The sequence below is a fragment of the Streptomyces sp. NPDC001502 genome (genome assembly GCF_042894785.1).
GTDB classification, from domain to species: domain Bacteria; phylum Actinomycetota; class Actinomycetes; order Streptomycetales; family Streptomycetaceae; genus Streptomyces; species Streptomyces kutzneri.
This window is the reverse complement of sequence record NZ_JBIAVW010000041.1, coordinates 1-13,349: the sequence shown is the minus strand read 5'-3', so window position 1 is coordinate 13,349 and position 13,349 is coordinate 1. Positions and strand designations below refer to the sequence as shown.

At 71.9% G+C, this 13,349-nt stretch carries 12 protein-coding genes; 6 read left to right on the top strand and 6 right to left on the bottom strand.

What is annotated here, in order from left to right:
* Positions 1-53: 53 nt before the first annotated feature.
* Complete coding sequence (locus ACFY0D_RS39000) at positions 54-659, top strand: isochorismatase family protein (protein WP_390802612.1); 606 nt, start codon at positions 54-56, stop codon at positions 657-659.
* Here the strand turns inward: ACFY0D_RS39000 and ACFY0D_RS38995 are convergent.
* Positions 656-958: a hypothetical protein gene (locus tag ACFY0D_RS38995; RefSeq protein ID WP_301374679.1), complete on the bottom strand. Its 303-nt coding sequence runs from the start codon at positions 956-958 to the stop codon at positions 656-658. The two genes, ACFY0D_RS39000 and ACFY0D_RS38995, sit on opposite strands and share 4 nt — an antisense overlap.
* 112 nt (positions 959-1,070) lie before the next feature.
* Positions 1,071-3,425 (bottom strand): immune inhibitor A domain-containing protein, encoded by a 2,355-nt coding sequence (locus ACFY0D_RS38990; RefSeq protein WP_390802628.1) that lies wholly within the window; start codon positions 3,423-3,425, stop codon positions 1,071-1,073.
* 473 nt (positions 3,426-3,898) lie between these two features.
* On the opposite strand from ACFY0D_RS38990, the gene ACFY0D_RS38985 reads away from it, so the two are divergent.
* Entirely contained in the window at positions 3,899-4,204 is a 306-nt protein-coding gene (locus tag ACFY0D_RS38985) for a hypothetical protein (RefSeq protein ID WP_351162501.1), read from the top strand.
* Positions 4,205-4,281: 77 nt separating this feature from the next.
* Here the strand turns inward: ACFY0D_RS38985 and ACFY0D_RS38980 are convergent, their stop codons facing one another.
* Positions 4,282-5,025 (bottom strand): RDD family protein, encoded by a 744-nt coding sequence (locus tag ACFY0D_RS38980; protein ID WP_390802611.1) that lies wholly within the window; start codon positions 5,023-5,025, stop codon positions 4,282-4,284.
* A 99-nt stretch (positions 5,026-5,124) separates the two neighbouring features.
* A complete protein-coding gene (locus ACFY0D_RS38975; protein WP_390802610.1) occupies positions 5,125-6,624 on the bottom strand; it encodes an RDD family protein in 1,500 nt (499 codons plus the stop codon).
* Between the two features lie 257 nt (positions 6,625-6,881).
* Between ACFY0D_RS38975 and ACFY0D_RS38970 the strand changes: the two genes are divergently transcribed.
* The gene (locus ACFY0D_RS38970; RefSeq protein WP_390802609.1) at positions 6,882-7,361 is read left to right on the top strand and encodes an SsgA family sporulation/cell division regulator; all 480 of its coding nucleotides are present in this window, start codon (positions 6,882-6,884) and stop codon (positions 7,359-7,361) included.
* Between the two features lie 101 nt (positions 7,362-7,462).
* On the opposite strand, the gene ACFY0D_RS38965 is transcribed toward ACFY0D_RS38970, so the two are convergent.
* On the bottom strand, positions 7,463-8,845 hold the full coding sequence (locus ACFY0D_RS38965) for an FAD-binding oxidoreductase (RefSeq protein WP_390802608.1): 1,383 nt from the start codon (positions 8,843-8,845) through the stop codon (positions 7,463-7,465).
* A 96-nt stretch (positions 8,846-8,941) separates the two neighbouring features.
* On the opposite strand from ACFY0D_RS38965, the gene ACFY0D_RS38960 reads away from it, so the two are divergent.
* The gene (locus ACFY0D_RS38960; RefSeq protein ID WP_390802607.1) at positions 8,942-10,441 is read left to right on the top strand and encodes a tetratricopeptide repeat protein; all 1,500 of its coding nucleotides are present in this window, start codon (positions 8,942-8,944) and stop codon (positions 10,439-10,441) included.
* Positions 10,442-10,625: 184 nt separating this feature from the next.
* Here ACFY0D_RS38960 and hppD read toward each other — a convergent pair whose 3' ends face one another.
* On the bottom strand, positions 10,626-11,771 hold the full coding sequence (hppD, locus tag ACFY0D_RS38955) for a 4-hydroxyphenylpyruvate dioxygenase (RefSeq protein WP_390802606.1): 1,146 nt from the start codon (positions 11,769-11,771) through the stop codon (positions 10,626-10,628).
* Positions 11,772-11,922: 151 nt separating this feature from the next.
* Between hppD and ACFY0D_RS38950 the strand changes: the two genes are divergently transcribed.
* A complete protein-coding gene (locus tag ACFY0D_RS38950) occupies positions 11,923-12,402 on the top strand; it encodes an Lrp/AsnC family transcriptional regulator (RefSeq protein ID WP_301370775.1) in 480 nt (159 codons plus the stop codon).
* Between the two features lie 64 nt (positions 12,403-12,466).
* A complete protein-coding gene (locus ACFY0D_RS38945; RefSeq protein ID WP_390802605.1) occupies positions 12,467-13,066 on the top strand; it encodes an ArsR/SmtB family transcription factor in 600 nt (199 codons plus the stop codon).
* Positions 13,067-13,349 lie beyond the last annotated feature (283 nt).

Below are 13,349 nucleotides of genomic sequence, written 5' to 3'. Positions count from 1 at the left end.
GAGCCCCCCGCAGGGCCCGCCGCAGCACACCATCAAGCCGAAGGGCACGCGAAATGCACCGCGCACTGATCGTCGTCGACGTACAGAACGACTTCTGCGAGGGCGGCAGCCTCGCGGTCACCGGCGGAGCCGACGTCGCCGCCGCCGTCACCGAGTACATCGGCCAGGCCACGCCCGCGTACCGGCACGTCGTGGCCACCCGCGACCACCACGTCGACCCCGGGTCGCACTTCGCGCACCCGCCGGCCGAGCCGGACTACGAGACCTCCTGGCCCGTGCACTGCGTCGCCGGGACCGAGGGCGTGGGCTTCCACCCGAACTTCGCCCCCGCCGTGGCCTCGGGAGCCGTCTCCGCCGTCTTCGACAAGGGCGCGTACGAGGCCGCGTACAGCGGTTTCGAGGGCGCCGACGAGAACGGGACAAGGCTCGGCCAGTGGCTGCGGGACCGGCACGTCACCGAGGTGGACGTGGTCGGGATCGCCACCGACCACTGCGTGAAGGCCACCGCCCTCGACGCCTCCCGCGCCGGCTTCGCCGCCCGCGTCCTGCTGGACCTGACCGCCGCCGTGGCCCCGCACACGACCGCACGGGCCCTGGACGAGCTCCGTGCGGCCGGTGTGACCCTCGTCGGCGGTCAGGCCGGCCAGGGCGCCCCCTAGGTCCCCAGCAGGGCCCGGATGGGGTGCCAGAGCTCCTGCGCCCGGTCCGGGGCTCCGCGCCACAGCAGGCCGTCCGGATGGTGCAGGACGGCCGTGACCTCGTCCGGGGTCGGCGGGTGCGCGTTGCCCCGCAGGTACACGGCCCGCATGCCGAGGTTCCGCAGCCTGGTCAGGGCGCGGGCCCGGTTCGCGGCGTGCACCAGCACGCGGACATTTCCACCTTCTCCGGTCGGCCGCGGCAGTGTGAGCGCAACCACCACACTGCCGCCCGGCAATCTCACGAAACCGCCGCCTGGCATCGCTGTCATCTCCCCCGTCAATAAGAAACTCGTACCGGGCATCTAAACGCGAACGGCCGCCGCCCGCTAGAGGGCGACGGCCGATCATGCTTTGACCTGCGGTTTTAACGAGTTACTTCGAGGAGGGGCCGACCTCGATGGTCATGACCTCACCGTCGTAGGTCTCCTTCAGGATCTTGATCTTGGTGTTGGTGTCAGTGACCTTCACCGATCCGGTCGGGTTCTCGTCGTAGTAGTACTTGCCCTTGTGGTCGTCGAAGACCAGGTTCGCGGGCTTCGGCTTCAGGAACAGCGCCTCACCGTTCTTGTGCACCGTGAAAGCATCCGTCGAGTACGCGCTGAAGGTGGCGTCGTACGGCTGGATCTTGTTGCGGAGCAGGGTGCCGTCCGCCCACTTCATGGGCTTGGCGTTGGCGTCGATCGGCAGGATCAGGCCCTGGCCCGGGTGGACGCTGGTGTTGTTGTCCTTCTGGCTGGTGTCCCACTGCCAGATGAGCAGACCGTCCTGGTACGGGTAGTGCTCGACCCAGTCCGGCTTGGTGTTGCCGAAGCCGAAGTTGTACGGGCCCACCTTGAGGGTGGAGTCGTACGAGACGTAACGGCGGTTCTCGGCGATGTAGCGCTGCGCGTACTCCTTGGAGAAGTCGGCGCCGATGCGCGAGAAGCCCTTGCCGGTCCAGCCGTTGTCGCCGTTCTCGGCGCCGTCGGTGAACAGCGCGGAGCCGTCGGCGGTGAGGGAGATGGCATCGGCCGTGAAGCCCTTGCCGCCCGCGCCGCCGTCCGTCTGGTAGCGGAAGCGGAGGTCGACCTTCTTGCCCGCGTAGGCGTCGAGCGGGAAGTTCAGGTTCTTCCAGGCACCCGAGACACCGGTGAGCGACGGGCTGCCGGAGGCGTCGACCGGGAGGGCCGTGCCGTCGGCGGTGCCGGCGAGGGCGGTCCAGGTGGCGCCGCCGTCCGTGGACACCTCGGTGTAGAGGTAGTCGTAGTCGGCCTCGATGTCCCACCAGCCCTTGAGGGACAGGGCGGCGGACTTCTTGCCCGTCAGGTCGACCGAGCGGGTCAGGGTGTTCTTGAGGTCGTCACCCATGTTGCTCCACCACTGGGTGGAGCCCTCGGCCGGCTTGACGACCTCGGTCTTGACCTGCTTCTTCGGCAGCTCGACGACGAGCGCCTGCTTGTCCTTGGTGTTGAACTCCGCCACGCCCAGCTTGTGGGTGGACTTCGTCGCGGCCTTGGCCGTGTCGTAGTTCAGCCAGCCCAGCTGGAGCTTGTCCCAGGCGGTCATGTCGCCCGGGAGGTCGCCGATGGAGTCCTTGCCCTTGCCGAGCCAGGAACCGGCCGACATGAGGGACCAGAAGCCGACGCTGTTCTCGCCGCCACCGGTGGTGTCGTAGAGGTCGGGCAGGCCGAGGTCGTGGCCGTACTCGTGCGCGAAGACGCCGAGGCCGCCGTTCTCGGGCTGCATCGTGTAGTCGCCGACCCAGATGCCCGTGGTGCCGATCTGGGTACCGCCGGCCTTGTTGTTGTCCGGGCCGGTCTTGCCCGCCGCGGTGCCGTAGGCGTACCAGCGGTGCGCCCACAGTGCGGTCGTGCCCTGAACGCCGCCACCGGCCGACTCGTCCTCGCCCGCGTGGACGATCTGGAAGTGGTCGATGTAGCCGTCGGGCTCGTTGAAGTTGCCGTCGTTGTCGAAGTCGTAGCGGTCCCACTGGTCGTACTGGGACAGCTGCGCCTTGATCTGCGCGTCGGTCTTGCCGGCCTTCTTCTGGGCCTCCGACCATGCGGTGACGCCGTCCTTGACGGTGTCCCACACGTTGGAGCAGTTGGTCTGGCCGCAGTAGTTGGAGCCGTAACGGCCCTCGTTGTACGGGACCTTGACCCAGTCGGCGACCTCGCCCTCGACCGAGTAACGGCCCGAGGAGGTCTTCTCGTAGTAGGTCTTCAGCGAGTCCTTGCCCTGACCCGTGGCGAAGTACAGGTCCTGGAAGTACTCACGACTGAAGTCCTTGCGCCAGGCGGTGCTGTTGTCCTTGGCGCGGTCCGGCTGGGCGATCGTGTTGTGCAGCGGACCGGGGGTACCGCCGTACTTGGGGACCTCGGGCTTGGGGCCCGGGCCGTCCGGGTCGAACATGGTGGTGTTGTCGACCTGGTCGCCGAACTCGACGAGGATCGTGAAGATCTTGTCGGTCTTCTCGCGGCCGAGCTCGACGTACTTCTTGTCGTCGAGCTTGACGACCTTGGAGGCGCCGCGCTGCTCGACGCCCTTCTTGCCGGTCAGGACCTGGTCCAGGGCGGCAGCGCGCTGCTTGGCCTGCTGGTCGCTGAACGGGCCCTTGAGGTCGTGCTCGACGACCTTGGCAGGCGCGGTCGGGTCCTGCCGGTCGGCCGCCGGGGCGGCCGGAGCCTTACCCTCGGCCTGAGCCGCGGTGACGGTGAAGAAGGTGGCGCTTGTCGCACAAGCGGCCATGGTCACGGTGACAGCGGCAGCGCGTATCGCACGCCGTCTGGCGGAATTGCTGGTCACTTGATGTCGTTCCCCTCCCGCGGCCGCAACGTTGGTCGGAACTTCTCCATAGGAGCGGGGGGTTCCGCGCGGCGCGCGTCTCAAGTGACGACATTTGACCGGAGGGAAGCGAGAAAAGACAGACCTTGACTTGACCCTTACAACTGCACTATGCGGTCAGGGAGTTCCGGTATCCGGACGTTCCGCAGCCATACGGGGCGAAGGACCCTTCCCGACCCCGCCGGAGGTCCGTCCCGTCCCCCTTTCTCCCCCTGCCGTCGCCCGGAAAATGATCCTGTGCGCCCCCTGTGCTCCGGCACCGTGTGTTAGGTCACGCTTACCGGCGGTCCGACTCGGGCATCTCCCGTCATAGAGTCACTTGACGCGCGAACTGGTTGAGCCGACTCCCCCTCCCCTCACCGAGGACGGATATCGCCATGCCGCGTCCGACTGCCGCACAGCTCGCGTACGGGTCCGCCACGGTCGTCGTGTCGACGATCGCCATGCTGTTGCTCTCGCAGACGAGCACCGGGCTCGGCGTCGCGGTCATCTCCGCCGCCGCGCTCGCCCTGGGTCTGCTCGTCGCGCTCACCGTGCCCATCCCGCGGCGCCGTGGCCGCCATGCGGCGCGTACGGGGTCCTCCGCGGCCGCCGGGGCCCCCGCGGCCCAGGAGGGCGCGACAGGGGCCGCCCGGGTGCCCGAACCCCGGACGGCACCGGCGGAACACCCCGTACATCACTGACGGTTGACGCCCGACGCGGCGCGGGCGGCCTCCCCTGAGGGATGGCCGCCCGCGTTGCGATGCGTCATGTCTGGCGACTAGCCGGTGGCCTGGACCACCACGGTCTTGGCGACCTTGTCGTGCAGGCCCTGCTTGTACGGCTTGTCGACCAGGATCGAGACGACCAGCGCGATCGGCCACAGGCAGGCGCAGCAGATCAGGGTCGGCAGCCAGAGCACGGCGGCGCGCGACAGGGAGGCGTTGGAGTTCGGCACGCTTCCGTCGTTGAGCATCGCGACGCGCAGGCCCATCGCCTTCTTGCCGACCGTCTGGCCGTTCTTCTTGGTGAACCACCAGTCGTAGCCGACGTACGCGACGATCGAGATCAAGGTCATGATCAGGCCGCTGCCGCTGTAGGACTTGCTGACGACCTCGCTGATGTCCTCGCCCTGGTCGGAGTCGAACCGGTAGCGGTTCGTGCCGAAGGCCAGCTGGATGAGGGCCAGCGGGATGGCGATGATCACGACGTCGATGATGCGCGCGAGGAGCCGCTTGCCGAAGTCGGCGAGCGGGGGCATCCCGGCGAGCGGGTCGGGCATGCCGTAGCCGCCGCTCCCGCCGTACGGGTCACCGGGGCCGCCTCCGTACGGGGGCGGCGGGGGCGGGTATCCCCCGCCGCCGCCCGGGCCTCCGGGCGGGCCTCCGGGCGGGGGCGGCGGACCACCGCTGCCGGGGGGCGGCGAGTCGTACGGCGAACCGCCCGACGGAGGCGTCGGTTCCTGGGGCTTCTTGAGGAACGGGTCGTCCTCGGGCGGCTGGCCCGGCGGCTGGTCGGTACTCATGGCCCGAGTCGAACCCGGCTCCGACACCCTCGCAACGGGACCGCGTCCATTCGGGGGGAGGGGCGGTGCCGGGCGCGGGCCCGGGCCGTGCGGGCGCGCTCAGCGGGCCACGTAGGTGCGGGCCGCCTTGTCGTGCCAGGCCTGGCGGCGCGGGCGGTCCACGAGGCACCAGAGGCTGCCCGGGAGGCCGAGGACGGCGTACAGCAGCCAGCGGCGCAGGGCCGCGCCGAAGGTGGGCGGGCGCAGGGTGGCGGTGGCCAGGACCCGGACGCCCAGCAGCTTCTTGCCCGGGGTGCGGCCCCAACGGGCGGTGGGCAGCACCTCGTAGAGGATCCCGAAGAGGAGGACGGCGCCGAGGACCAGGCCCAGGAGGCCGGCGATGGTGCCGTCGAGGAGCCAGACGGTGGTGGTGCGGCCGCTCGCCCGGGCGGCGTCCACCTTGGCCTCGACGTGGGCGGTGGCCTCGGGGAGGAGGGGCCGGGCCACGGCTACCGCGACGGCGGCGTAGACGAGGGAGTCCAGGGCGCGGGCCACGGCCCGGCGCGGCAGCCCGGCGGGGCGTACGGCCCGCTCGGCCATCCGCTCGAACACCTCCCGGGGCGTACGGGCTCCCGCGGGGCGGGAGCCGGAGCCGCCCGGGCGGGCCTCCTCGGACCCGCGCGGCTCCCGGCTCCGGGGCTGCGGCTGGGCCAGGGCCTGGGCCTGGGCTTGGGCTTGGGCTTGGGGCTCCGCCGGGGCGGGCGCCTCGGGCCGCGCCGCGATCCTCGGGCGCACTCCGGCGGGGCGCGGCGCCCACACCTCGGGCCGGTCGGCCGCCGGGGCGGCGGGCGCGGCAGGGGCGGCGGGGCGCGGCCGGGACGGTGCGGGCGCCGGAGCCGGGGTGGGCGCGGGCGCCGGTGCGGCGGCGACCGCCTCGGGCCAGGAGGAGGTGAGCCCGGACCCGCCGGCCCCGGGGGCGTCGGGCCACTCCGGGGCCGGGGCCGGGGTGTGGGCCGGGGTCTGGGCGGCCGGGGACCGCACCGACAGGATCCCGGCGGAGGCCTGCTCGGGAAGTCTCACGGGGGCCGCCGCGGGCGCCGCCGCGGCGGCCGCCGTGCGGGCCAGGGAGATGCCCGCCGACCGCGGGGACGGTTCCGGTTCGGGTTCCGGTTCGGGCTGCTGAGCGGACTGCGCGGCGGGTTCCGGATCCGGCGCGCTGCCCCACGACACCCGGTGGTCGCGGGGCCCGCCGAAGCCGGCCTGGTGCACGCGATCGGCCTGCCACACCGCAGGCTCGGCGAACGCCTCGGCGACAGGGGCGGGGGCGGGGGCGGGCTCCGGCAGCGCCTCGGTCATGGAGGTCTCGTCGAGGAACACCGGCCCCGTCTCGTCCGCGCGCAGCGCGTGCCCGCCGCCGACGGCGGGCGCGAGGGGTGCGGCGACGGGGGCGGGCGCGGGGACGGGCGCGGCCTGCGGGGCAGGTGCCGGCTGCGGGGCAGGGCGGCTCGTACCCGGTACCCAGGCCGCTCCGTTCCAGTAGCGGATGTACCCCGGGATGGACGGATCCGGGTAGTAGCCCTCGCGGGCCGCGTGCTCGCCGTCACCAGGGGAGGCCGTCATGTCCCCAACTCCGATCGTGGCTTGAGGCTTGTGCAAGGGAGGACCATAGCCAAGAACCGCCCCCCGACAGGTCCGGTAACGGGAGAATCCAAGCAAACGAGCGAACGTCACCCTGCACGACGGTTTTCGGTCAGCCGAAAGAAATCAGCCAATCTCCGGTTCGCTGCCCGAAGTCGCGTCATACCCGGGCACACTGCCGCTCTCTCCGGGTGTGGGGCCCCGTCCGGCCCCGCGCACCGAACCGAAGTGAGGCCGTCATGCACCACCCCGTCATCGAGCGCGAGCTGGAACTGAAGCTGGTCCTGTCCCCCGAGCGCAGCATCCCCGTCCCCGCGCGGCTCCTCTACCTCACGCACGACCCGTACGCCGTCCACATCACCTTCCACACCAGCTCGAACACCCCCGTCAACTGGACGTTCGCCCGCGAGCTGCTCGTCGAGGGGGTGTTCCGCCCGTGCGGCCACGGCGACGTCCGGATCTGGCCCACGAAGGTCGACAACAAGGCCGTGCTCTGCATGGCGCTCACCTCCCCCGACGGCGACGCCCTCCTGGAGGCCCCGGCGACCGCCGTGTCGGCCTGGCTGGAGCGCACGCTGCGCGTCGTTCCGCCCGGCACCGAGACCGAGCGGCTCGGCCTGGACGACGCGCTGGCCGAGCTGCTCGCCCCGACCCCGGCCGACGACCTGTGGCTGCGCGACCCGTGGCCGTCGGACGAGTCGGCGGACGGGGACCTGTGATGCCGGGCGACCGCACGCCCGCCGGTCCCGGCCCCGGCACGACCGCCGGCCCCGGCAGGCCCGGCCGCACCGGCCGCACCGGCCGCACCCGGCGCGAGGCGTCAGAAGAGCTTGCCGGGATTGAGCAGCCCGAGCGGGTCGAAGGCCTGCTTGACGGCCCGCTGCATCTCCAGCCCCACCGGGCCGAGTTCTCGGGCCAGCCATTCCTTCTTCAGCACACCGACCCCGTGCTCGCCGGTGATGGTCCCGCCCAGCGAGAGGCCGAGCGCCATGATCTCGCCGAAGGACTCGCGGGCCCGCCGCGTCTCGTCCTCGTCCGCGGGGTCGAAGCAGACGATCGGGTGGGTGTTGCCGTCCCCGGCGTGCGCGCAGACCCCGATGAGCAGGTCCTGGGCGCGGGCGATGGCGGCCGTACCGTCCAGCATCTCGCCGAGCCGCGAGCGCGGTACGCACACGTCGTCGATCATCGTCGCCGGCCGCAGCGCCTCCAGCGCGGGGAAGGACATCCGGCGGGCCTGGAGCAGCAGTTCGGACTCCGCCTCGTCCTCGGCGGGGACGACGGCGGTGGCTCCGGCGGCCGTGCACAGCTCCCCCACGGCCGCGAGGTCCCCGGGGGCGTGCGGGGTGTCGAAGGCGGCCAGCAGCAGGGCCTCCGTGGCCTCGGGCAGGCCCATCTTGCCGAGGGCGTTGACGGCCCGGACGGTCGTGCGGTCCATCAGCTCCAGCAGCGAGGGGGTCAGACCCGCCTCCATGACGGCGCAGACGGCCTCGCAGGCGGCCGCGACGGAGGGGAACTCGGCGGCCAGCGCCAGCTGCCGGGGCGGCGCCGGGCGCAGGGCGAGGACGGCCTGGACGACCACGCCCAGGCTGCCCTCGGAGCCCACGAAGAGCCGGGTGAGGTCATAGCCCGCCACGCCCTTGGCGGTACGCCGGCCCGTGCGCAGCAGCCGCCCGTCGGCCAGGACCACGTCGAGGCCGAGCACGTACTCGGCGGTGACCCCGTACTTGACGCAGCACAGGCCGCCCGAGGCCGTGCCGATGTTGCCGCCGATGGTGCACTGCTCCCAGCTGGAGGGGTCGGGCGGGTAGTACAGGCCCTGTTCGGCGACGGCCCGTGAGAGCACGGCGTTGACCACGCCCGGCTCGACCACGGCGATCCGGTCGACGGCGCTGATCTCCAGGATCCGGTCCATCTTGACGAGCGAGAGCACGATGCAGCCGTCGGAGGCGTTGGCTCCGCCCGACAGGCCCGTCCGGGCGCCCTGCGGGACCACGGGGATCCGCAGGGCCGTGGCGGTGCGCAGGACGTGCTGGACCTGTTCCACGGTCCGGGGCAGGACGACGGCGGCCGGCGTGCCGGCGGCGCAGAAGCTGGCCATGTCGGTGGCGTAGGAGGTGGTCACCTGGGGATCGGTGAGCAGGGCCTCGGCGGGGAGCCCTTCGAGCAGGCGGGCCCGCAGACGTGCGAAGAGATCGTCATCCATGGGACCAGCGTGGCAGCCGGGGCCATCGGTGTGAACACGGCCGCGCTCCCCTTCGGACACCTCGGCGAGCTCTTCATATTGACGCACAGTGACCCCATGGACCGTATCGACGAGGAATCGCAGACGCCGGCGCCGCCCGTGACCTTCACCGGCCGCAAGACGCTCGTGGCGGCCGCGGTCGCCGTGGTCCTGATCGCCGGGGCCCTGCTGATCCGGCCTGCCAGGACCGGTGACGACGCCCGTCCGCCGGAGCCGGGCGAGCGCGCCGCGTCGGCGGTGGGCATGGGCGCGCCCGCCGCGGTGGTGGACCTGACGGCGCTGGTGGCGGACCGGGAGAAGTGGCTCGCGGCGCATCCGGACGACGAGGCCTCCTGGGCCGTGCTCGGCTCCGCGTACCTCGAACAGGCGCGGCGGACGGCCGATTCCGGCTGGTTCCCGAAGGCGGAGAAGGCCCTGAAACGCTCGCTGGAGGTCCGCCCGGCCGAGAAGGGCAACTTCGACGCGATGACGGGCATGGGGGCGCTGGCCAATGCCCGGCGGGACTTCGGGACGGCCCGCAAGTGGGGCGAGCTCGTACGGGCGCAGGCGCCCAAGCGGTGGACGGCGTACCCGGTGCTGGTGGACGCGTACACCGGTCTCGGCGACTACAAGGGCGCGCAGAAGGCGATGGAGCTGCTGCTGGACATCCGGCCGGGCCTGGCCGCGTACGTCAGGGCCTCGCAGGTCTACCGGGACCGCGGCTGGCGCGAGGACGCGGTGGTGGCGATGGAGCACGCGGCGGGCGCGGCGAAGGCCCCGGCGGAGAAGGCGTACGCGCTGTTCCGCCTCGGGGAGCTGTCCTGGGAGCGGGGCGACCCGGCCGAGGCGCTGCGGCAGTACGAGGGCGCGCTGCGGACGGATCCGGCGCAGGCGGATGCCCTCGGCGGCCGAGCCCGCGCGCTGGCCGCTCTGGGGCGCGGCGGGGAGGCGGTGCGGGACTACCGGCTGGCGCTGGGCCGGTCGGCGGTGCCGCAGCTGGCGCGGGAGCTCGGTGAACTGCTGGACTCGCTGGGGCGGGGGCCGGAGGCGCGCACCCTGTACGAGGCGCTGACGACGATGGTGGCCCGGGACAGCCGGAACGGGGTCGACGACGCGGTGCTCCTCGGCCTGTACGAGGCGGATCACGGCGATGCGGCGGCGGCCGTGCGGCGCCTGTCGCAGGAGTGGTCGCGGCACAAGAGCGTGCAGGTCGCGGACGCGCTGGGGTGGGCGCTGCACCAGACCGGCGAGGACGCGGCGGCACTGGAGTACGCGAAGAAGGCCACGGAACCGGGGCTGCGCAGCGCCGACTTCGCCTTCCACCGGGCGATGATCGAACGCGGCCTCGGTGACGAGGAGGCGGCCCGCCGTCACTTCCAGGAGGCGATGCGGACGAATCCGCACTTCTCGCCGCTGCGCGGGCCGGTGGCGAAGGAGGCCCTGGCGTCGATCGCGCAGCCGCCGCCGGGGGGCCCGGAGAACATCCGGCCGACCGCTCCGTGGGTGGAGCCGGAACTCCCGAAGGCGGCGAAGCCGACGCCGACACCGACGCCGTCCCCGAAGCCGACGGGGCGCTGAATTCCAGCCCCGCCGGCGTTTGAGGCGCGGGGCGCGGGGGCGGAGCCCCCCGAAAGCACGACGGCGCCGCACCGGGGAACGGGTGCGGCGCCGGGCCCCCCTCGGGCCGTGTCGTGAAAACCCGCCGCGCGGTGCACCGGAGCGGTGCGTGCAGCGCGTCGAAATCCGCGGGCCGAGCCGGAGGCTAGAGGTTGCCGCGCTTGTCCTGCTCGCGCTCGATCGCCTCGAACAGGGCCTTGAAGTTGCCCTTGCCGAAGCCCATCGAGCCGTGCCGCTCGATGATCTCGAAGAAGACCGTCGGACGGTCCTGCACCGGCTTGGTGAAGATCTGCAGCAGGTAGCCGTCCTCGTCGCGGTCGGCCAGGATCTTCAGCTCGCGCAGCTCGTCGATCGGCACGCGGGTGTCGCCGACCCACTCGCCGAGGGTGTCGTAGTAGGTGTCCGGGACGGACAGGAACTGGACGCCCGCCGCGCGCATCGTGCGGACCGTCGAGACGATGTCGTTCGAGGCCAGCGCGATGTGCTGGACACCGGGGCCGTTGTAGAACTCCAGGTACTCGTCGATCTGCGACTTCTTCTTCGCGATCGCCGGCTCGTTGATCGGGAACTTGACCTTCTTGGTGCCGTCCGCGACCACCTTGGACATCAGCGCCGAGTACTCGGTCGCGATGTCGTCGCCCACGAACTCCTTCATGTTCGTGAAGCCCATGACCTTGTTGTAGAACGCGACCCACTCGTTCATCCGGCCGAGCTCGACGTTGCCGACGCAGTGGTCGATGGCCTGGAAGGTGCGCTTGGCAGGCGGCGCGACCATCGGGTCGACGGCCTCGTAGCCCGGCAGGTACGGACCGGTGTAGTCGCCGCGCTCGACCAGCGTGTGGCGGGTCTGGCCGTAGGTCGCGATGGCGGCCAGCACGACCGTGCCGTTCTCGTCCTTGACCTCGTACGGCTCGTCCAGCCCGCGGGCGCCCTGCTGGACGGCGTACGCGTACGCCGCACGGACGTCCGGGACCTCGATGGCGAGGTCGATGACGCCGTCGCCGTGCTCGGTGACGTGCTCGGCGAGGAAGCGGCCGTGGTCGGTCGTCGCCTTGATGACCGAGGTCAGCACGAAGCGCGCGGAGCCGTTGGTCAGGACGTAGCTGGCCGTCTCGCGGGAGCCGGTCTCCGGTCCGGAGTAGGCCACGAGCTTCATGCCGAAGGCGGTCGAGTAGTAGTGCGCGGCCTGCTTGGCGTTGCCGACGGCGAAGACGACCGCGTCCATGCCCTTCACCGGGAAGGGGTCGGCCTCACGCGCGGTGTGCGGGGTGGTGTCGAGGGTCTCAGTCATGAGCGCAGAGTCCCGCCGATCCACAAGCTGCGCAATAGTTTCCTGTTTGGCTGTACAAACTGCCCAGGATGACCGCAGGCTGTGTGAAACATCTGTGCACTATGACCACCCGCGAGCACGTGTGAGCACGCGTGGGCACCCGGAGGCATCCATGGGCATCGACGAACTCGACGGCCGGCTCATCGTCCTGCTCGCCCGCGAGCCGCGGATCGGGGTCCTGGAGGCCTCGCGGCGACTCGGCGTGGCCCGCGGGACCGTGCAGGCACGCCTGGACCGGCTCCAGTCCAACGGGGTCATCCGCGGGTTCGGCCCGCAGGTCGACCCGACGGCCCTCGGGTATCCGGTGACCGCGTTCGCGACGCTGGAGATCAAGCAGGGGCAGGGGGCCGACGTACGGGCACACCTGAACGGGGTGCCGGAGGTGCTGGAGCTGCACACCACCACCGGGCACGGGGACATGCTGTGCCGGCTGGTGGCCCGGTCCAACGCCGACCTCCAGCGGGTGATCGACCGGGTCGTCGGCTTCGAGGGGATCGTGCGGGCCTCGACGGCGATCGTGATGGAGAACCCCGTACCGCTGCGGATCATCCCGCTGGTGGAGCAGGCGGCGGAGGACGACACCCGGACCTGACATCCCAAGAAGGCGTTGCAAAGAAACCCTTGCACAGAGATCTTTGCAAGCCTATCGTCGAGCCATGCCCGAAGAGCCGGTAGAACCTGCGGGGCCAGCAGAGCCCAACGTCCGTACGCTCGACGCCCGTTCACTGCGGGGCCTCGCCCACCCCCTGCGCATCCGCCTGCTGGGCGCGCTGCGCCATGACGGCCCCGCGACCGCCTCCCAACTGGCGAACCGGTTCGGGGAGTCGAGCGGGGCCACCAGCTACCACCTGCGCCAGCTCGCGGCGCACGGGTTCGTCGAGGACGCCCCCGAGCACGGCAAGGGCCGCGAACGCTGGTGGCGGGCCGTGTACGACGGCACGGCGTTCGACGAGACGCTGACGCTCGACGAGGACCCGGCCGTGCGCGGTGCGGCGGACCTCTTCCTGCACGAGATCGCGACGATCCACACGCAGGAGCTGAGCACCTGGCTCGGCAACGCCCACAACTGGCCCACGGAGTGGCGGCGCGGTGCGGACATGAGCGACTTCACCCTGCACCTCACCCCCGCGCAGAGCCACGAGCTGATCCACAAGATGCACGACCTGATCAACGGCTACCGCGACCTGCCGGCCTCGCAGGACACGAAGGCGGTCCGCTTCCACACACACGCCTTTCCGCGCGAAGCGTCGGGCTAACGGGGCCGGTGCCCCTGCGGGGCGCTCTGCGGTCGGCTCGGTGGTGTGGCTTCCCTGCGGTGCCCCTGCGGGGTGCTCGGCGGTCGGCTCGGTGGTGTGGCTTCCCTGCGGTGCCCCTGCGGGGTGCCCTGCGGTCGGCTCGGTGGTGTGGCTTCCCTGCGGTGCCCCTGCGGGGTGCTCGGCGGTCGGCTCGGTGGTGTGGCTTCCCTGCCGAGGTGGGGCGCCTCAATCGCCGGCGGGGCTGGGTGGTGTGGGGCGGTGCCCCGCACGAGGGTCTCCTCGG